The 18,283-nt window shown below is 49.0% G+C and carries 19 protein-coding genes and 2 pseudogenes; 11 read left to right on the forward strand and 10 right to left on the reverse strand.

All coding sequences use genetic code 11. The features are described from left to right. A pseudogene (locus C1752_RS26965) lies at positions 1–119 on the forward strand (IS1 family transposase); the annotation flags it as partial. A gap of 133 nt (positions 120–252) precedes the next feature. Here C1752_RS26965 and C1752_RS26970 read toward each other — a convergent pair. Genes C1752_RS26970 through C1752_RS26980 form a run of 3 tightly spaced genes read right to left on the reverse strand, consistent with a single transcriptional unit; the run spans position 253 to position 3,686 of the window. Next, the gene (locus tag C1752_RS26970; protein ID WP_110989133.1) at positions 253–1,977 is read right to left on the reverse strand and encodes a PhnE/PtxC family ABC transporter permease; all 1,725 of its coding nucleotides are present in this window, start codon (positions 1,975–1,977) and stop codon (positions 253–255) included. A gap of 24 nt (positions 1,978–2,001) precedes the next feature. Further along, a complete protein-coding gene (locus tag C1752_RS26975; protein WP_110989134.1) occupies positions 2,002–2,757 on the reverse strand; it encodes a phosphonate ABC transporter ATP-binding protein in 756 nt (251 codons plus the stop codon). Further along, a complete protein-coding gene (locus C1752_RS26980) occupies positions 2,757–3,686 on the reverse strand; it encodes a putative selenate ABC transporter substrate-binding protein (RefSeq protein ID WP_110989135.1) in 930 nt (309 codons plus the stop codon). The genes C1752_RS26975 and C1752_RS26980 overlap by 1 nt, the downstream gene beginning before the upstream one ends. Positions 3,687–3,943: 257 nt before the next feature. On the opposite strand from C1752_RS26980, the gene C1752_RS26985 reads away from it, so the two are divergent. Next, the gene (locus C1752_RS26985; RefSeq protein WP_110989136.1) at positions 3,944–4,666 is read left to right on the forward strand and encodes an ROK family protein; all 723 of its coding nucleotides are present in this window, start codon (positions 3,944–3,946) and stop codon (positions 4,664–4,666) included. Here the strand turns inward: C1752_RS26985 and C1752_RS26990 are convergent. From C1752_RS26990 to C1752_RS27010, 5 genes are all read right to left on the reverse strand, one after another. Beyond that, positions 4,663–5,031 (reverse strand): hypothetical protein, encoded by a 369-nt coding sequence (locus C1752_RS26990; RefSeq protein ID WP_110989137.1) that lies wholly within the window; start codon positions 5,029–5,031, stop codon positions 4,663–4,665. The genes C1752_RS26985 and C1752_RS26990 overlap by 4 nt on opposite strands. Positions 5,032–5,588: 557 nt before the next feature. Then, entirely contained in the window at positions 5,589–5,954 is a 366-nt protein-coding gene (locus C1752_RS26995) for a Tn3 family transposase (protein WP_110989138.1), read from the reverse strand. 3 nt (positions 5,955–5,957) lie between these two features. After that, on the reverse strand, positions 5,958–7,268 hold the full coding sequence (locus tag C1752_RS27000; RefSeq protein WP_110989139.1) for a glycosyltransferase: 1,311 nt from the start codon (positions 7,266–7,268) through the stop codon (positions 5,958–5,960). Further along, on the reverse strand, positions 7,265–8,068 hold the full coding sequence (locus C1752_RS27005; protein ID WP_110989140.1) for an inositol monophosphatase family protein: 804 nt from the start codon (positions 8,066–8,068) through the stop codon (positions 7,265–7,267). The genes C1752_RS27000 and C1752_RS27005 overlap by 4 nt, the downstream gene beginning before the upstream one ends. Before the next feature lie 44 nt (positions 8,069–8,112). Continuing rightward, a complete protein-coding gene (locus tag C1752_RS27010; RefSeq protein WP_110989141.1) occupies positions 8,113–8,517 on the reverse strand; it encodes a nuclear transport factor 2 family protein in 405 nt (134 codons plus the stop codon). A gap of 491 nt (positions 8,518–9,008) precedes the next feature. Between C1752_RS27010 and C1752_RS27015 the strand changes: the two genes are divergently transcribed. Next, a complete protein-coding gene (locus C1752_RS27015; RefSeq protein WP_110989142.1) occupies positions 9,009–10,715 on the forward strand; it encodes an alpha/beta hydrolase in 1,707 nt (568 codons plus the stop codon). Between the two features lie 191 nt (positions 10,716–10,906). Then, positions 10,907–11,404, forward strand: coding sequence for a Crp/Fnr family transcriptional regulator (locus C1752_RS27020; protein ID WP_233501912.1), 498 nt, complete (start codon positions 10,907–10,909; stop codon positions 11,402–11,404). A gap of 78 nt (positions 11,405–11,482) precedes the next feature. Here the strand turns inward: C1752_RS27020 and C1752_RS27025 are convergent, their stop codons facing one another. After that, positions 11,483–12,898 (reverse strand): GAF domain-containing protein, encoded by a 1,416-nt coding sequence (locus C1752_RS27025; RefSeq protein WP_110989143.1) that lies wholly within the window; start codon positions 12,896–12,898, stop codon positions 11,483–11,485. 499 nt (positions 12,899–13,397) lie between these two features. Here C1752_RS27025 and C1752_RS27030 point away from each other — a divergent pair, with 499 nt between their 5' ends. From C1752_RS27030 to C1752_RS27060, 7 genes are all read left to right on the forward strand, one after another. Then, on the forward strand, positions 13,398–15,416 hold the full coding sequence (locus C1752_RS27030; RefSeq protein WP_110989144.1) for a S9 family peptidase: 2,019 nt from the start codon (positions 13,398–13,400) through the stop codon (positions 15,414–15,416). Next, the gene (locus C1752_RS27035) at positions 15,417–16,028 is read left to right on the forward strand and encodes a DUF4269 domain-containing protein (RefSeq protein ID WP_110989145.1); all 612 of its coding nucleotides are present in this window, start codon (positions 15,417–15,419) and stop codon (positions 16,026–16,028) included. Positions 16,029–16,031: 3 nt separating this feature from the next. Next, positions 16,032–16,817, forward strand: a complete 786-nt coding sequence (locus C1752_RS27040) for an alpha/beta fold hydrolase (RefSeq protein WP_110989146.1) — start codon at positions 16,032–16,034, stop codon at positions 16,815–16,817. A gap of 81 nt (positions 16,818–16,898) precedes the next feature. Further along, complete coding sequence (locus tag C1752_RS28770; RefSeq protein WP_110989147.1) at positions 16,899–17,087, forward strand: hypothetical protein; 189 nt, start codon at positions 16,899–16,901, stop codon at positions 17,085–17,087. A gap of 32 nt (positions 17,088–17,119) precedes the next feature. After that, positions 17,120–17,311, forward strand: a complete 192-nt coding sequence (locus C1752_RS27050; RefSeq protein ID WP_110989148.1) for a hypothetical protein — start codon at positions 17,120–17,122, stop codon at positions 17,309–17,311. Between the two features lie 16 nt (positions 17,312–17,327). Continuing rightward, positions 17,328–17,573, forward strand: a complete 246-nt coding sequence (locus C1752_RS27055; RefSeq protein ID WP_110989149.1) for a hypothetical protein — start codon at positions 17,328–17,330, stop codon at positions 17,571–17,573. Between the two features lie 17 nt (positions 17,574–17,590). Continuing rightward, complete coding sequence (locus tag C1752_RS27060) at positions 17,591–18,058, forward strand: GNAT family N-acetyltransferase (protein ID WP_233501913.1); 468 nt, start codon at positions 17,591–17,593, stop codon at positions 18,056–18,058. A 106-nt stretch (positions 18,059–18,164) separates the two neighbouring features. Here C1752_RS27060 and C1752_RS27065 read toward each other — a convergent pair. Further along, positions 18,165–18,283: pseudogene (locus C1752_RS27065) on the reverse strand (IS1 family transposase); the annotation flags it as partial.

Consider the following 18,283-nt stretch of genomic DNA (forward strand, 5'->3'; position numbering starts at 1 on the left):
TACGCCAACGCGTCTCAAGATTGGTGCGCAAGACACTGTCATTCTCCAAAAAGCTAGAGAATCATATCGGTGCTATTTGGTACTTTATTCACCATTACAATCAATCCTTACCTATTTAGGACTACCAGAGATTTGTCATGGTGTGGAAAGTATAGCTGAGGCTCTTTTTAGAAAAGTATTTCGGGGTTTATATCGCCTGTTTGGGTCGAGAACGCAAACGCAGTAACATTCTCGACCTCTTTCAGCATTCCTCTATGTCGACCGCATCTGCTGACTAATCCCATCGACTAAAAACGTCAACAATACAAAGCATCCTAAGGTAAGGGTCAAACCTGAATAGTCAAAACTGCTGAGCTGTTCAGTCATTAAACGCCCCAATCCCCCGGCTCCCACTAATCCGACAATGACGGTTTCTCGAATGCAGACTTCCCAGCGGTAAAAGATATAGGCCACAAAGCGTCCAAGATTCTGCGGTAAGACACCGTAGAGAACAATTTGTTCTGGGGAAGCGCCGAGTGTCTGCAGCGCTCGTACCGGTCGATCATCAAGATTTTCATTCACCTCCGCCATCAAGCGCCCCAAAATGCCGAGGTTGTGAACGGCCAACGCCAGCACCCCCGGCCACACACCAGGGAATAGTACAAACAAAAAGACTAAGGCCCAAATTGGTGCGGGAATGGCCCGACTGACCAGTAGTAGTAAGCGGCTGCATAGAAATAGGCTTGTGGCTCCGAGAGATCGCGTTGTCTCTCCTTGGGGGTACAGCCATCCCCCCGGTAGTAAAAAGGTTCGCGCCGCCGGGAATGACAGGAGAATGCCACCAGCTCCGGCAAGAGCAGCGGCCAAAATTGACATCGATAGAGTCAGACTCGACAGGTGAAGTAAGTTCTGAAGGCTATAAAAACTCGGCCATGCAGGGGCTGCATCTGTGAGGATTTCTTGCAAAAGCCTGTGGGTGCGAGGAGACCATAGCCGTTCCCAACCGATCCCCAGTCCCCAAAAGCAGAGGGGAATGGCTAAGGTGATCAGCCCCCAAGAGAGGGACAATGCCCCGTTGGGTCGATGGGGAAGGGCCAAGTCGTTGGGCCTGTTGCTGATCTCCCTGCAGGTCTGGAGATCTAAGCGGCTGGTGAAGCCCATTGTTTGCCGCATCCAGGCGCTCCACAAATCGACGGTCCCGTTGAGGATGATCAGGGCGTAGAAGCCAGTCCAGAGCTGTCTGTACTGCAGAGACTGCAGGCTCAGGAATATTTCATAGCCCAGCCCCCCAGCACCGATGACGCCCAAGACGGCGGCGGAACGCAGGGAGCATTCAAAGCGGTAAGAGGCGTAGGACAGCAGGTTGGGGAAGGCTTGGGGCAACAATCCATAGAGCCAAGCGGCTGCGGGTGAGGCTCCGCTATTAAGCAGTGCGTTGAGGGGGGCTCGGGGGGTTGTATCTAAAATCTCGGAGAAGACTTTGGCCACGATGGCGCTGAATGGAATTGCGATCGCAACCACCGCAACCACCGGATCGAGTCCTAAAATACTGAGAAAAAACAAGCCCCAGATCAGCTCATGAATCGCCCTCGGAAAGGCCAACAGCAATCGCATGAGTCGCCAAATCAGCGGTCCTAGCCAGCCCCCTTTTGCCGCCGGAGGCAGAACCGTTCGCCACCAGGTTGCTGACGTGAGTACGCCCCCTATAAACCCGAGGCCAATGCTGAGGGTGGTGCCACAAACTGCGTAGGCAAAGGTCACTAACGTCGCTCGACCCATGACGCCCAAAAACTCAGGGTTGAGGTCCGGCGTTAGGCTGGCCTGCCAAAATTCTCCGAGCTGGCCGAGGCCGCCCCAGTTGATGAGTGCTGACTGTCCCTGGCTAGCGATGTATAGGGAGGATGCGATCGCAACCACCACTATCGCCATCCACAGCATCTTCCGCGTCATGAGCGATGGACGAGCAGGCAGTTTAGCAACGGGAGGAGACGCAGACATTAACCAATCTCAAGGACCAAGAGCTTATCTACTCGAAGTAAACCGGTAGAGCCTGTCAATCATACCCTCAGTCACCTGAGACGGCGGCAGATCGAACTGTAGCTGTCCCTGGCATAGGCCCAATAATCGCGTGCAGTACTGAAAAGCAAACTCAATATCATGGAGGCTCACCACCAGTGTCTTGCCAGCTTCCCTCGTCAGGCTTCGGAGTAAAGCCATCAAATCATGGGACCGTGCCGGATCTAAGCTCGCAATCGGCTCATCGGCCAAGATAGCCACCGGCTGCTGCACCAGCACCCGAGCCAGCGCCACCCGTTGCTGTTCCCCCCCTGAAAGGCGATCGGCGCGGGCATAGAGCTTATCCGCAATGCCCACCTGCTCTAACGCTTGCACCACCGTTTCTTTGCTCTGCGGCCACAGCAGAGACCAAGCCGCCTTCCCCAACGACCAGTGCCCCAACTGCCCCGCATTGACATTGTGAATCACCGATAGATTCGTGACCAGATGATGTTGCTGATAAACCGTGCCCACCTGTCGCTGGATTCGCCGCCGTCTTCGAGGGCTAAGCTGACTCAAATCACGGCCTAAAACCGTCACCTGCCCTGTCGAAGGTACTAGGCTCCCATTCAAAAGATTGAGGAGAGTACTTTTACCGGCACCGCTGGGGCCAATCAATGCGACCCGCTCCCCCAGACCAATGGAGAGACTCAAATCGCTGAGGGCCATCACATCCCCAAACTGCCGGGAGACCTGAGCCAGCTCAAAGACAGGCTCACCCATTACTTAATCTTGCCGATCTGGCGACCAATCTTCTCGATCTGGGCATAGTTCTGATTCTCAGTCGGAATAAACTTGACCGCCCCAAACAAATCTAAAATCTCTTTTTCTTCAGGAACGCTGGTATCAAGGCGAGTTAACGCTCCTTGCAGCTTTTTAGTGAATCCAGTTCCATAGCGTTCTTCAACGGCTGGGCTTGCAACCCAGTGGTAGTCATAGTAGGGCGGCGTTCGCCAGATCACCTGGACCTTAGCCTCATCCACACTCCCCTCTGTCAAGCGGCTGTCCCAGACCTGTGAGTTTAGAGCACCCACTTCAAACGTACCCGCCTCAACCAGCTTAATCGTCGCATCATGGTTCCCCGAAAATCCTACCTCGCCCTTTACTTCTTCCAGCGCGACCCCCGCCTGCTGCATGAAGTACTGAGGCATCAGCCGTCCCGAAGTTGAAGACTCGCTGCCAAAGGTCAGGGTGTGACCCTTGAGTGCCGTGAGGCCGCTTACCTCTTCAAAAGGCTGAACACCGCTATTGGCATTGGTAATGAAAACGCTGGTGAACTGTTCATCAATATCGCGCTGGGCAATGGCTTGGGCGCCTGTCACCTGAAGGCGAGCCTGCACGCCCGTCAGTCCTCCAAACCAGACTAGATCTAAATCACCTACTTTGAAGGCCGTCACAGCAGCGGCATAGTCGGTCACTGGCTGATACTGAACGGGGACGTTCAGCTCTGACTCTAGATAGGCCGTGAGTTTTTCTGAAAGGCGCTGAATTTTTTCAGGATCCTGATCGGGAATGGCTCCAATCGCTAAAGGAGCAGCATCGACTCCATCGACCTCACCTGCAGGCTTCGGCGTTGGCTCTTGGCTAGCACAGGCGGCCAGCAATGAAACAATACTCCCCCACAAAATGACTTGTTGTTTGAACCGTTTCATCTTCGACCTCTTTAGCATCATCACTGGAGAGCTAGGGTACAGTGCCCCCAACGGCCAATGCAAGATAGGTTGCCTCTCGCTGCTGACCCTTGAAGTCTGCCTACTGCTCCACACCACAAGAACTAGAGCTCTAAGCAAGTAGACTGTAGCAGTGGTGTGTAGCTTTTGGCCGTCAACCAAGCGGTAAACTATTGATAGCTTTTTCCCATAGACTCTTGGCTATGGGCATAAAACATATAGCTGGAGTGACACCATAGATGACAGATGCTGAGACGCAACCCCTGCAGGTTTTATCCGTGGACATTGGGGGCAGTGGTATTAAAGCAATGGTGTTGAATGAGACCGGTAAACCCATTACCGAACGTAATCGCATCAAGACCCCTCACCCCCCAACCCCCGACGCTGTCCTGGATGTGATCGCTCAATTAGCTACAGAACAAGGCGCCTTTGAACAGGTTTCTGTCGGTTTTCCGGGAGTGGTCCAACACGGCGTCACTAAAACTGCCGTTAACCTCACCGCCGAATGGCTTGGCTTTGACCTCGCCACAGCCCTTTCAAAGCGATTAGGAAAACCTGTACGTGTCGCTAATGATGCCGATATTCAGGGCTATGGCGCAATCTCAGGTAAAGGCGTTGAATTAGTATTAACGCTGGGAACTGGCTTTGGCTCTGCTTTGTTCGTCAACGGCCACTTGGTCCCCAACCTTGAAATGGCCCACCACCCCTTTCAAAAGCAGAAGACCTATGAGCAGCAGTTGGGTCGTAAAGCTCTCAAAAAGAAAGGTAATAAGACCTGGAATCGAAATTTAGCCAAAGCAATCGCTAATTTAGAACGACTGTTTAGCTATGATCAACTCTACATTGGGGGTGGGGAAGCAAAACGCATCAATATTGACCTGCCTCCGAACGTGACCATGGTATCCAACGAAGCCGGTATTCTGGGCGGAATAGCATTATGGGGCGACAGCGGAGCTGATTAGCGAATCAAGCGATGCGCTTCTAACAGCGTCACCATTTCTGCTGATGTTTCGGCATACCATGATTGGCCGGTACGAGGATCGTAAGCATGCCAGGCTACTTTTCCTGAAGGCCCCTGGATTTCTTCGAGACTGATCTGATTTCGTTTGATGATAGTTTCTGTTAGCCGTTGCCATAGGCTTAAGTGACTTGAGACTGATTGTTTACTTCTCTCAAGCTGCTCCTTTTCTTGCTGTAGTAACGTCAACAACTGCCGATCTTGATGAACCTGAGCGACATCGGTGCGATGAGCTAACGTCTCTTCCATATTGGCTTGGTGCTGTTCTGGCTGCTGACTCTGAACCGGAAAGTGAAGTGCATTTGCCATGATCAAAATCCTTAAACGTTCCCTACGTTATCTGTTGGTATCTTAGAGGTATTAAATAAAATCAAGCATCACTCTGATAGAAAATATGGGAACTTTTTCAGCCTTTGGCAAAGAAAAAATACTCTTTCATTAATCAGATTTTCTTGGATCTATTACCTCTATATATAATACTTTTCAGCACTTCTATGACGCTTTACGCAGCAAAGTTTTGCAACGTTTTTTGTCCGAAAATTATATTCATACGGCTTCAATAATATCTTTCGTTGGCAGAGCAATAGGGGTATCAGCCGTGGCTTATGGGCTTGAGCAGAATTCATGTATTTCTATCCCAATTAAGCGAAAGAGGAAGGATAACCTCTGTTCATTTCGGCCCATGTTGAAATATCTCGTTTTGTGTAAGTGCGCTTGCCCACTGAAGTTGGGGCATGCCGAGAAATGTGTAAAAAGGCATAAGATGGTTCTAGGACCTATACATAGCAGAGCTTCTAGGGATCTAAGCTCTCAAGCCTTCAAGCCATTTAAATCACACTATACTCTTCCCAAAAGCCTTGTCCTATCTAGATAAAATCTAGATCAATAGGAAGCTGAATCGCTTGTTCAAACGGCACCGGCATCGTCTCTATGTCCACCACGAAGTCACCAATGCGCTTCAGCTGCCCTACCAGAGAAGGACTCGTCGTTGCTAATGTCTTACGGTCAATGGGATTTCCCTCTGCACTAAGCTGCTGCATGATTAAAGACATATCCATCGCATTCTGGAAAATCACCGCACTGGCCGTCAGGTCCAAATACTTGAGCTGCCTCTCCTGCTCATCGGGATCCTGCTTAGTGATCACCTCATGCGTACCAAAATGCAACCAATCGAGAAAGTGGTGATAGGTCTCAACAATGTTGGTGCAAGCCGTTATCTGTGAAAAGCTGATGTTCTATCTGTTAGACATTGCAAAACTTCCTGATGCCTGAATTTGAACTGAGACAGCCTGCTCCGTTGCAATCACCTGCTCGATCACGTCAGCGGCTTGATTGGCTCCGCCAGCTGTTTGCATGGCCTTTTGTAGCCTAACAGCATTGTTTCTGTAAGATTTCATAACCAAAACTCGACGGATGGTGCTGCGCAGCCTGGAGACAGTCAAATCTTTTAAGGTGACGACTTCTCCGGCCCCAGTCCAGGCAATTCGGGCTGCGACCCCCGGCTGATCGTTGGTAATCGGAATCGCCACCATCGGCACACCGTTACTCAAAGATTCCAAAACTGTATTCATGCCTGCATGGGTAATGGTCAGGGTGGCTCTTTGCAACAGTTCCAATTGGGGAGCATAGCCAACGACTAAAGGAGAGCCGGGTAAAATCGGCAGTGATTCTGGCGTACTTCCGCCGCCTAGCGCAATCACCAACTGCACATTTAAGACTTGACAGGCTTCTGCAATGATCTCGAACGTGCCTAGCAAACGGTTCTGTAGCGTACCAAGGGAGGCATAAATCAGCGGTTGTCCTGTCAATTGATCAAAGGGAAAATCTACAGGTTCGCGGGTGTTCTGATCTGAGTAAGGCCCCGTAAAGTAGAAGTGAGCGGGTAAGGATTGTCTTGGATATTCAAATTCAGCTGGTTGCTGGCAGATCTGTGCGAGTGGAGAATAGAAATCATTTTGATGCTTGAGAGATGGCAAGTTCCACTGCTGTCGATATGTAGCAATCTGCCTCGTACTGGGTTGCGCAAGAATAGAAAGTAATTGGTAGCCTATTTGATTCCGTAACCGTGCCCACCAGGTTGCGGAGTAGCGCCAGCTGGTAAAGAAAGGAGGCACATTGGAATCTTGATTGAACATTAGAGCGCAAGCAACGCTGATAAAGGGCAGATCTAATCTCTGAGCAATGCTTGAACCGCCAACTAAGGCCTGATCAATCAGCAGAATTTCTACACCCATATTCTGAAGAGCAGCAGGTGCTTCTTCCAGCAGGGTTGCTGTTGCTTGCTTCATCAGCTCAATGGAGTATCGAAATGCAGCTATACCACTGAGCTGTCCTAGCTTATCTAAAGATTGGCTAGTGGAGCCAAAGGGGAACTTGACTTCACCAATCGCCAGGAATTCTAATCCTGCAGCCAAAACTTTGGATTTTCCATCGAGAAGACCCACTATCGTTATGCGATGCCCTCGACGCTTCAGTTCATGCCCTAGCGCCATCATTGGATTGAGATGACCATTCAGAGTAGGACAAAGGATGCCGATATGAGTCATAAAACTATCTTCCTGGGACGTAAATAACGCTGGTAGGCTTCGTGAGCAATTTTCTTGCTCGCGCTGGCGATGTAGCAGAAGTTGTAAGTGCGGAGTTTTTTAAGGTCTCCTAGAATGGCAAACACGTCTGAACATTCAGTGAAATCCTGGCCTGTCTCATCGATCAAAGCCCCTCCCATTTGTTTGAGAAATGCGATCGCACCACAGACATCCCAAAAAGCCCCTTTGCCCATAAAAGCAAAGTCGAGTCGGGGTCGCTGACGATTGCGGGAGTCACAGCACCATAAAAGCGTAGGCACCGCCGCCCCTAATTGACGACGCTTAAGAATGAGACCTTGAAGCTGCAGGTTTTCAAAAGTGCTATCAATACCGTAGAACTGTGCTTCGGTTAACGTGTTGAGCGGTTTGATCAGCGGGGTAACCTCTTGGCTGAAGAAGATCTCGCCGGTGAAGGGCAAGGCAATCATCCCGCTTTCGACGACACCTTCTCTCACAAAGCCAATGGAAATAGCCCATAAAGGGATTCCTGCTTTGAAATTAGCCGTTCCATCTAGGGGATCGACCACAAACCACGTTCCGTCTTGGGAGGGTTTATCTTGCTCATCTTCCTCGGCCACAATTCCCGCAGCCGGAAAGTGCTGTTCAATCGCAGCAAGAATCCTGCGCTGTGATTGCCGATCTACTTCTGAGACAAGGTCATAGGAATGAGTTTTGCTTTGGAACGTGACATTTGGATCAGTGAACGCATGCTTTTGATACTGGGCAACTTCTGCAACTGCCTGTGACAAGGCTTCAATCATAGTTTTGGCTTGACTTAACCAAGGATGTTTGTGATTACGGGGCCTTAAGCTGCTGCTCTAGTAGCGGTCTGTGGGTGCTCTGTATACACAGACGGAATATCCCAAGCCTCAGCAATGCAGCCATCCACAATTCGCCATACGACAACGGCATCAAGTGCAACGAATCTGCCGTCCAATGTCATCCGATCCTGAACGTGCGTCACCAGTAGCTCATCGCCAATAGGTGTGATGGAAATCGGTTCAACCTCAAAGGTTCCCTGTGTAATGGCTTCGAGCGTTTCAAAAAAGTATTGGAGACCTTCTAAACCAACATAGTCGCCCTGGACCTCTGGCAGGTGAGGGTTGAAGAAATGCCAGACAAAGTTTGGTGCAAAAAGATTGGGATCTCTAGAGAGATCTTTAGGATCTAGTTGCTTGAGTAACGCAACATTTGGGTGCTCTTGAAGCATAATTCAATTCCTCTTAATTGAGACCTGATATTGAACGGTAAGCCCTCCAGTCCATGCGCAGTAAGGGCCATGAGAACAAAGAGCCTGTCTCATTAATGTATTTCACTGATTTCGTTTTTGTTAACTAGCAATAGGAACAGAGTTGATGGCTAGCAGAACTAATAGTTTTAGCCAATCGCTAAAATATTCTGCTTGGCTGCAGCCCCCAACTGCCTAGAAGAATCAATAGGTGAGCTTATACTGGCTATCTCTTTTTCTCTCGAAAATCTGTCGCAATATGGAGTATGGGATTCGCTTAACTGTTTTCAAAAAATAATTTCTAATCCTGACTAAATATGGAGTTACGAAAATATTGCCTATACAAATAGGCTAAGGGAACGTTGATTCTGAACTAGAAATTTAGTCTTTTCTCTTATCCGAACTCTCCGCACACATATCAGAATCGGCTCAAATCTCACTGTTTTAAAAGTGATTGATGAGCCTCAATTACTATGGAAAATCAGATGGTACAGCCTCGATCTGCTCAATGGTTTCTAGACTCTATCTTGACTCGCGCCTTAGATTGGAATGGAGAATGGATGCGATGGGGAATGGGGGGAGTTGCGATCGCATCCACCCTCTTCCTCTCTCTCCCAACAACAGCAGCCGAACATATTCACTTTAAGTACGACGACCTAGACATCACCTTCTCTGTAGAGACGCTAGACACTTACGCAAAGCTTGGACATGTAGAAGAAGAGCTAAAAGGCTATATTGCCTTACTCCCGACCAGAGCACAGGCAGACTTACGCCGCCTCCTACAGACTCCGTTCCCCATAGAAGCGCTGGAGCTTGAGAACGTGCTCAAAGCGCCAATGGGTCAAATGATGCTGACTGAAGTCGGTCGAATTATCCAAACGCAGTCGGGAGCTAATGGCGCGATGACGTTGCAAACAGCGTTGAATTTGGCCGCCAAGGACTCGGGTGGTTTGACCCTGATCAGCCTAATGCATCACCTACAAGCCGATGTTCGGGTTGACTTAAAGCAAGTCTTTAGGCTCCTCGAGCAGCGAGACGTGATGCGGAAGCAAGCGCACGTTCTAGTTCAAGAAATGCAGCCGTCGCGGACCACGACGGAAGCGTCCTGGTCCAAATCTGATCGCCTTACTGACCTTCGTCTAGCGGGGAAACTTGGGGTATTGAAAGAAACCGTGACTGCAACTTACACTCCACAACATTTTTCAAACGAGATGCGATCGCAACGCCAGGTCACCGCAGATTTGTATCGACCTAATCGCACCGATGACGTACCCGCTTCTGTAATCGTGATGTCCCACGGCTTAGGCGGGAACCGCGACAGTCATCTTCACTTTGCTCAGCATTTGGCATCCCACGGGTTTGCAGTGGTGGTGGTACAGCATCCTGGAAGTGACAAAGAGCAGTCGAAGGCGCTACTACAGGGGAGATCGCCCCATCTATTCGACTTTAATGCCTTCATTGATCGTCCCTCGGATATTACTCATCTACTGAACGAGCTAGAGAAACAAAACCAGACCGATTCAAGGGGGCGTCTCAATCTCCAACAGGTCGGCATCTTCGGACATTCCTTTGGTGGCTATACGGCCCTAGCCCTTGCGGGCGCGGAAATTGACTTTGCTCAGGTTGCCCAGAACTGCAGCACTCAAAGTTTTTTGCTCAATCCCTCCCTGTTGCTGCAGTGTCGCGCTCTAGAACTGCCGCGAAAAGCCTATCAGTTCCGAGATCCTCGTGTGCAGGCAATTCTAATTATCAATCCCGTCAACGCTAGCGTATTTGGGCGACCCAGTCTCCAGCAGATCAGTATCCCCGTTCTTTGGGCTACAGGAACCGAAGACGTTGTAACTCCGCTGGAGACTGAACATATTCCTTCTTTTCAGGCCCTGACCACCCACCATAAATATTTAGGCGTTGTTGAAGGGGCAAGGCATGGCGCTTCACCGATGAGTATGGCAAGCGTTGCACCGGGAGAGACTCCCTCAGATTCTTCTGTTCTCGATGATTACCTGAATGCAGTCGGTCTAGCTTTTATGCAGGTTCATGTTCAAGACGATGACATGTATCGCTCCTATCTTCAGCCTGCTTACGCCCAATCGATTAGCCGTGAGCCATATCAGTTGAACTTTATGCCTTTGGGCATAGATACCTCAACCTCGCATCAGTTTAATTCGCCATCGTTATAGACGCAGACAGAGACATAAACCTATGCCACTTATGTCAAGTCAGCGACCCATACAGTCACGGAACATTCTGTCAGGAATACCCAGTGACTCTTGACCTTAACTATCTTTTACCTATGTACATTGCCCACTCGAACAAACCTATTTCACCCAGCCCAATTCTTCGGCAGTTCCAGCGTCGAGAATGTTTGCCCATGATTAAGACTCTTCTATGGAAGATTGATGTCGGTATGGTCCGAACTCTGACCTTACAAGAAAGCGGTGCTGTTATAACACTTGGCCTATGGGGCGTTGGCGATGTTGTTGGACATCCGCTGGCCGGAGTTGAACCGTATCTCATCGAATGTCTTTGTAAGGTTCAAGCGCATCGACTGCACATAGATGATGGATTGGCGATAGATGAGGTGATGTGGTCTCACATCCATCAAAGTCAAATCTTACAAAGGATGAATTATGGCTCAATACCCGAACGCCTCAAGCAATTCTTAGCGTGGTTCGCTTATAAATTTGGGACAAAATCTGAAGAAGGATGGCGTATCCCCAACCGCCTGACACAGCAAGATATTGCAGAAGCCATTGGAACAAGCCGAGTCACCATCTGCAGATTACTTGGCGAATTAGAGCAAGGCGGAATTATTCACTCATCTAAAAAGGGTTATCTACTCAGTCACCGCTTTCAGATGGAGAGATAGCGTCAGAATTTATGTCTGTGTACCTCCAGAATTACAGTCCCGCTACTAATTGATTCAATACGGAAAAACTAATGTTATTTAAATGTTTACTCCATTCGACAGCATTAGATTATAAAGCGCCTGAAGACGAGTTTTTGCCTCAAGTTTAGCGACAATATTATTGATATGAAACTTGACCGTACTGTCACTGATGTAGAGTTTTTCAGCAACGTCGCGATCGCGAAATCCCTGCACCAAAAGCGCAATCACCTCCTGCTCTCGATTAGAAAGCGTTTGCTTGCCCGAAGCATCACCACTGAGTCCCCAGGTCTCACCTCTTGTTACGTTCTCAACAGCCTCCTGTAGCTGATCTGGCGTGATGGAGAGACTAACGTGAGCTTTCGCCTGATGCGGCGCAGCGGCGCTGTGGTCAACCCAAAGAACGCGGTCATTATCACAACTCTCCGCTAAAGATGCCTGATCGGTGAGTAGCGGTATGCGCTGGTCGTCATGATTACAAACTATGAGTCCCGCTGAATAGGCAAGCTGAGTGAATCCCATTTGCAGCAGCGGAGACGCGCATTGAATTCGCAGAGAGAGTCCCGAACGACTGATCGAAGATGCAAATGTTAAAGAAAACTGAATCGCCTTAATGCTGTTTTCTGTATTAATTTTGAGGACGCCACCGAAACATGATGCCACTAAAGATAAATGACCAAATGTTGACCGCTCCCACTCTGCTTGCTCCTGAGCGGGTATGGAAGCGGATGCGATTGCATCTAGAACAATCGACTCTGACCCATAGGTCAAACGACAGTAGGTGCAGTCTAGCGCCTTCAGAATTTCAGCCGCTTTTAAAAAGACTTGACTCTGAGACAGCTCTAGACGCCTCTCAGTTCCTAGAACGGTCAGTGTTGTCTGACCCATGATGTAAGCGAGGTTATCAGATAGTGAAAAATCGACAAGAGTATTTTTGGTCTGCTGGGTATCTAACGTCTGCACCTTTTGTTGATGCAGTGAGGCTAGGTCTAAGGCCACGGTTAACGTTGTACAAAGGCTGGACAATATCTTTAAAAACTCTGCCTCCATAGGCCGATGGCTGAAGACCGCCAAGACCCCAATCACTCGGTCAGCATTGGCTAACGGATAGCCCGCAAAGCCTTTGAGATTATTTGCGATCGCCCAGTCTGGATCTCTAACCCAAGACTCATCTGCCAAGTTGTTGCTCAATAGAGAGACACGGTTTTGGGCAATTCTGCCAATCTTGAATGCACCCATCGGAATGCGGCTATAGGAACCATCGATACGGGTATATAACCCAGAGGAGGCCACCAACTTCAACCTGTTGCGATCGGGTTCAACCAGCCAGATCCGAGCAAAGGCGCAGTCAAACTGTTCCACGATGCCTTGGGTTGCAAAGCGAGCAATTTTCTCAGTATCAAGGGAGGTCGAAAACTGTTGAGAAATTTTGTTGGCTTGCTCCAAGTCCCAGACCAACATTGTGTTGTTAAGCATAGTCGGCAAATCTTTAATCAGAAACGTCTCAAGAAAATAGACTGCAGATATCTAAAAAATAGAGACTCTAGCTGAGACTCTCCACAGCCTCTCTCCTCAAAAGCCTGTGACTTAAGTTTTACGAAAGATTCAACGCCTTCCGTTTGTATTGAGTGAAGGTCATCATGAACTCCCACCCAGACCTAGTCACCACAAAATAGATAGGGGAAGTGCCTGCTCTACTGAAGGCTGGTTAGATATCGGCTCAGTCGATCCCTTGAGTCGATTTCTCCCTGCACACCGCAAGTCAGACATTGATGAAGCTTTAGCTAGATTGACAGGTTTGCTCAGCCTGTTGTGATTGTAAACACGTTCTTTCACTTGATTGCTTCTTGATTTTAGGGGCTTTGCCCACAACTTTCCATGACAAAAGTCATTCATCAGCGTGACTTCCCGATATGGGAGGGGCTGACTGTAGCTTGCTAAATTCACACTATGGCCCACCTCTAGAGTATTGATGATGCCAAAACTTCAACGATATACAGGTCTAATTCTCATGGCTAGCTTGATGGGGCTTGTTCCCCTGGTGCACATTGCTGAAGCCTCTAGCGCTGCGACCCAGCCGCCCCTAATCAAGCGAGAACTGTTCTTCTCTGACCCAGATATTTCTGGTGCCCAGCTCTCCCCAGACGGTCGATTTCTCGCCTTCCAAAAGCCATTGAACGGAATTATCAATGTTTGGGTTAAGGGCATTAATGAACCAATGGAGGCTGCTCGTCCGATCACAGCTGATGCCAACAGCCCGATCATGGTCTATTTCTGGAGCGCCGATGGCCGCTACATTCTCTATGGTCAGGACAAAGGGGGGAATGAAAATTTTCGTCTCTACGCGGTCTCACCAGAGACGGCGGGTGATCAGACCAAGGCGCGCGACTTAACGCCCTTTGAAAACGTTGCCGCCCAGCTTTATGCCGTCCCAAAGCAGACGCCTGATGAAATCATCATTGGCCTTAATGACCGCAACCCACAGGTGCATGATGTTTATCGGCTAAATCTGACAACAGGCAAGCGGACGCTGATTCTCAAAAACGAGCAGAACATCGCAACTTGGATGACTGACTTAAAGGGGACTGTGCGCTTGGCCTACCGACAGACCCTAGAGAGAGGCAACGAAATTCTCAAGGTCGAAGAGGGTAAACTCACGCCGATTTACACCTGCAAGATTGAAGAGACCTGTGCCCCCATTCGCTTTCATCCTGATGGTCAGCGCGTCTACTTACAGACGAACCGAGACGTGGATCTGATTCAACTGGAGCTGCTCAATGTAGAGACTCAGAAGAGTCAAACGGTGGAGTCTGATCCTGAAAAGCAGGTGGATTTTGGCGGTGCATTATTCTCACAGGTAACGGATGAGTTGATTGCGACCTATTACGTGGGCGATCGCAGCCGAATTTATCCGAGAAACAACTCGCTAGCCGCTGATATAAAGTACCTCCGTCAACAGCTTCCTGATCTGGAACTCTCTGTTGGGTCTGTCACGCGGGATGATCGCCTCGCTCTGATTGATGTGCAAAGCGATATCAATCCAGGTGCGACGTACCTATTTGATCGCAAGGCCCAAACGTTGAAAAAACTCTATGATGTGCGGCCAGACCTGCCGAACGAACACCTAGCTGCTGTCAAACCAATTCGCTATCGATCTCGTGATGGTCAAGAGATTCCGGCTTATCTGACGTTGCCCAAAGGCGTTGACCCTAAAAATCTTCCTGTGGTTGTCTTTCCCCACGGTGGACCTTGGGGACGAGATTTCTGGGGCTATAGTGGCGCAGCTCAATTTTTTGCCAATCGTGGCTATGCTGTCTTACAGCCTAACTTTCGCGGGTCTACAGGCTACGGGAAAGCCTTTCTCAATGCCGGAAATAGGGAATGGGGAACCGGCATCATGCAGCACGATATTACGGACGGAGTGAAGTATCTGATTGACCAAGGCATTGCCGATCCCAAGCGAGTTGGGATCTCAGGGACTTCCTATGGTGGGTATGCGACTCTGGCTGGATTAGCGTTTACGCCCGATCTCTATGCTGCCGGGGCTTCGGTTGTCGGTCCATCGAACCTGATGACGCTGCTGAATTCAATCCCGCCCTACTGGGCACCGATCAAAGCCATGTTTTCTTTGCGCGTCGGGGATCCAAATAATCCTGAAGATCAGGCTCGCCTTAAGGCCCAATCTCCTTTGTTCTCTGCTAATAAAATTCAGGCTCCGCTGCTGGTGATTCAAGGCGCGAACGATCCCCGCGTTAAGCAGGCAGAATCAGACCAAATTGTGGTGGCTCTGCGAGAGCTAGGCAGACCTGTGGAATACCTAATTGCTCCAGACGAAGGTCACGGCTTCCGTAAAGAAATCAATCTATTGACGATGACGGCGGCACTAGAGCGCTTCTTCGCCCAGCATTTGGGAGGACGCTACCAAGAAGAGATGTCTCCTGAGCTTCAGGCTCAGCTCAAGACCTTGACCATAGATATCGACACAGTGCAGTAAATGCTGAAACTCAAAAAGACGCCTCCATGGCAGCAAGACTGGAAAGATTTGACCTATCTTCTTGACGGTACAGCCACTCAACAAGCTGCCTACTCTGCCCTGGACTCACTCCAGATGGCTTCTTTACTCCAGCGCTTTGATCCGATTTTGGTCGGCACTATCCCGCTGGATATTGACATTCCTGGTAGCGATCTTGATATCGTCTGCTGTACTGCCAACGTAGATGACTTTGCTCAGTTTCTATTTGAGACCTTTAGCCACTACCAGAACTTTGAGCTGCGGCGGAAACGTGTGGGTGGTGTGGAAAGTGCGATCGCAACCTTCACCCACCAAGACTTCCCCATCGAACTCTTCGGTCAGCCACGCCCCACACTGTCTCAAGCCGCCGTTCGGCATCTAGACGTGGAAGCCCGTCTTCTGCACTACAGCAGCGAGAAAGTGCGCCAGCAGATGCGTCAACTGAAAAGCCAAGGCTTCAAAACGGAACCCGCTTTTGCGATCGCCTTTTCGCTAATTGGAGACTCCTACCAAGCGTTATTGGACCTTTCGGATCAGCCGGATGAGGTGTTGATCTCCATCATCTCCGCCTCAAAACTAAACATGGAGAACTGAAGAATGGTAGATACCCCTCTCTACGTTGAAAAATCTGGAAATCCAGACGGTCCTACCCTCATCTTTTTGCACGCCATCGGGACCAGTGGTTGGATGTGGCAGAACCAAGTCAAGCTGTTGAGTCACTTCAACTGTATCGTTCCTGATCTACCCGGCCACGGCAATAGTAATCATATTCCTTGGCAGTCTTTTGCAAAGACAGCCCAGTTAGTGACTAATTTGATTCAGGTCCATGCCAAGTCTGGGAAAGCAAATATTGTGGGCCTTTCTTTAGGTGCATACGTGAGCTTGCAACTGCTCTCTGACTCTCCATCAGTTGTTGAGCGTGCTGTCTTGAGTGGTGTGCATATCCTCCCCATGCCCAACAAGCAGCTAATGATGATGATGAGTTATCTGATGATGCCTTTCATGCGGTCAAGCTGGATGGCCCACCTGAATGCAAATGCTCTGCACATTCCCCCAGAGCAGTTCGATGGATATCATCGCAGCTTCAGGCAGATGTCTCGACAAGCCTTTCTGAAAGCAAGTGGAGACGCCGTGAACTTTGAAGTGCCAGAGAATATCAGCTCTATCGCGGTCCCGACCCTGATTACCGCAGGGGAAAATGAGCAAGCCCTGATCCACAAATCTCAGCAGGCGCTGGTGAAAATGACACCTCATATCGAAGCCTACATTGCTCCGAATGTTGGGCATGGATGGAGTCTAGAAGCCCCCCAGTTATTTGCAGAGATGATTTATTCCTGGATTCAAGCGCAGCCCCTTCCAGATCAACTACAGCCCGTTGTTTAGTGTTTGAGCTAGCAAGAGTCAAGCAAGATGTAAACGAATCGTTATTAAGCCAACACCAAGAGGCGACAGGAAACTAAAACGATGGTCAATAAATCATGTAAGGGCTTTCTCAATCTCGTTATTGCTGCGATCAAAATTGAGCTCTTTATTCTGTTGATATTGGGGATGCTGATTTTAGGATACACGGTTGCAGTTTCTCTCAGCGATCCTGCACCTCCTGTACCAGAAAAATCTCCAGAAACCGAGGATGAAAAATATTTTTACGCTTAAATTTAGACCCAATCATTTTTACCTCAAGCACCATGAAAAAAGATCATAAAAAGCGAACCGTATTCGCACCTCAATCAGCACTGGACGCATCTGCCCAAGAACCTGCAAATCGCGTGATTAGTGTTGAGTTAGCCGAGGATGAGGACGTCCAGTGGATATGGATGTCGTTGCCTGAGGGTACAGCCTATGTCAGTGGCTACAACATCATCAAGAAAAAATCATGAGAAAAGGAATCTATCTATGGCTTCTGAAGATAGCGATCTTAGACAGCGCTCTGCTTATAAAACTGCCTATCTTTTTTTAGGCGGTATTGCAGTTGGGGCTTTGACAATGCTTATTCTTGACTCATTTTTTCCGGTTGAGTTGAATGCGTTGAATGTGGGGATTGCAACAATTGTGATTGTATCGTCCGGGTTACTATCGAGCATTTTTGGCAAGAGCTTTATCAACGCATTGATGGATATATTAGGGTCTTCAAGTTTATAACCATAGTTGAGACATTGATGGAAATTCGCAAATATATCCCTACAGACTGGCCGCGCCTTTGTAAAATTCATGATGCTGCTCGCCTCGACGAGCTTCGCCTTTCTGTGGGAGAAGCAGCATTCCTCACTTTGGAGCAAACGGCCAAGAATGAGGGACTCTTTGATTCAAGTGTCGTCGTCGCAGAAGCTTCAGGCTGTGTTGAAGGTTTTGCTGCTTTTTCACAGGACGAACTGACTTGGTTGTATGTCAATCCATTGGTCTATCGGCGAGGTATAGGCAGGGGATTACTGCGTTACGCAATCGAACATGCGGGCGATCGTTTTTCCGTCGAAGTGCTTGAGGGCAATGAACCAGCCCTCAAGCTGTATCTTTCTGAAGGGTTTAGCATTGCAAAAAAATCAAACGGTCGGCTTGCAGGAAACGAAGCATTCAAAGCTTCAGGATATAGGCTTGAAAGGGCTTTGTTACAAAGTGACTCTTTTTGACAACGATAGATTAAGTATCACAGGCTTGGGAAAGAACTTGTATTCTCAATAAATGGGACCCACTACAGTTAAGTGGACAGTTCCGTTTGAGCAGACGGTGGTAGTCCTAAATAGGTAAGGATTGATTGTAATGGTGAATAAAGTACCAAATAGCACCGATATGATTCTCTAGCTTTTTGGAGAATGACAGTGTCTTGCGCACCAATCTTGAGACGCGTTGGCGTA

It is taken from the genome of Acaryochloris thomasi RCC1774 (assembly GCF_003231495.1).
Lineage (GTDB): Bacteria > Cyanobacteriota > Cyanobacteriia > Thermosynechococcales > Thermosynechococcaceae > RCC1774.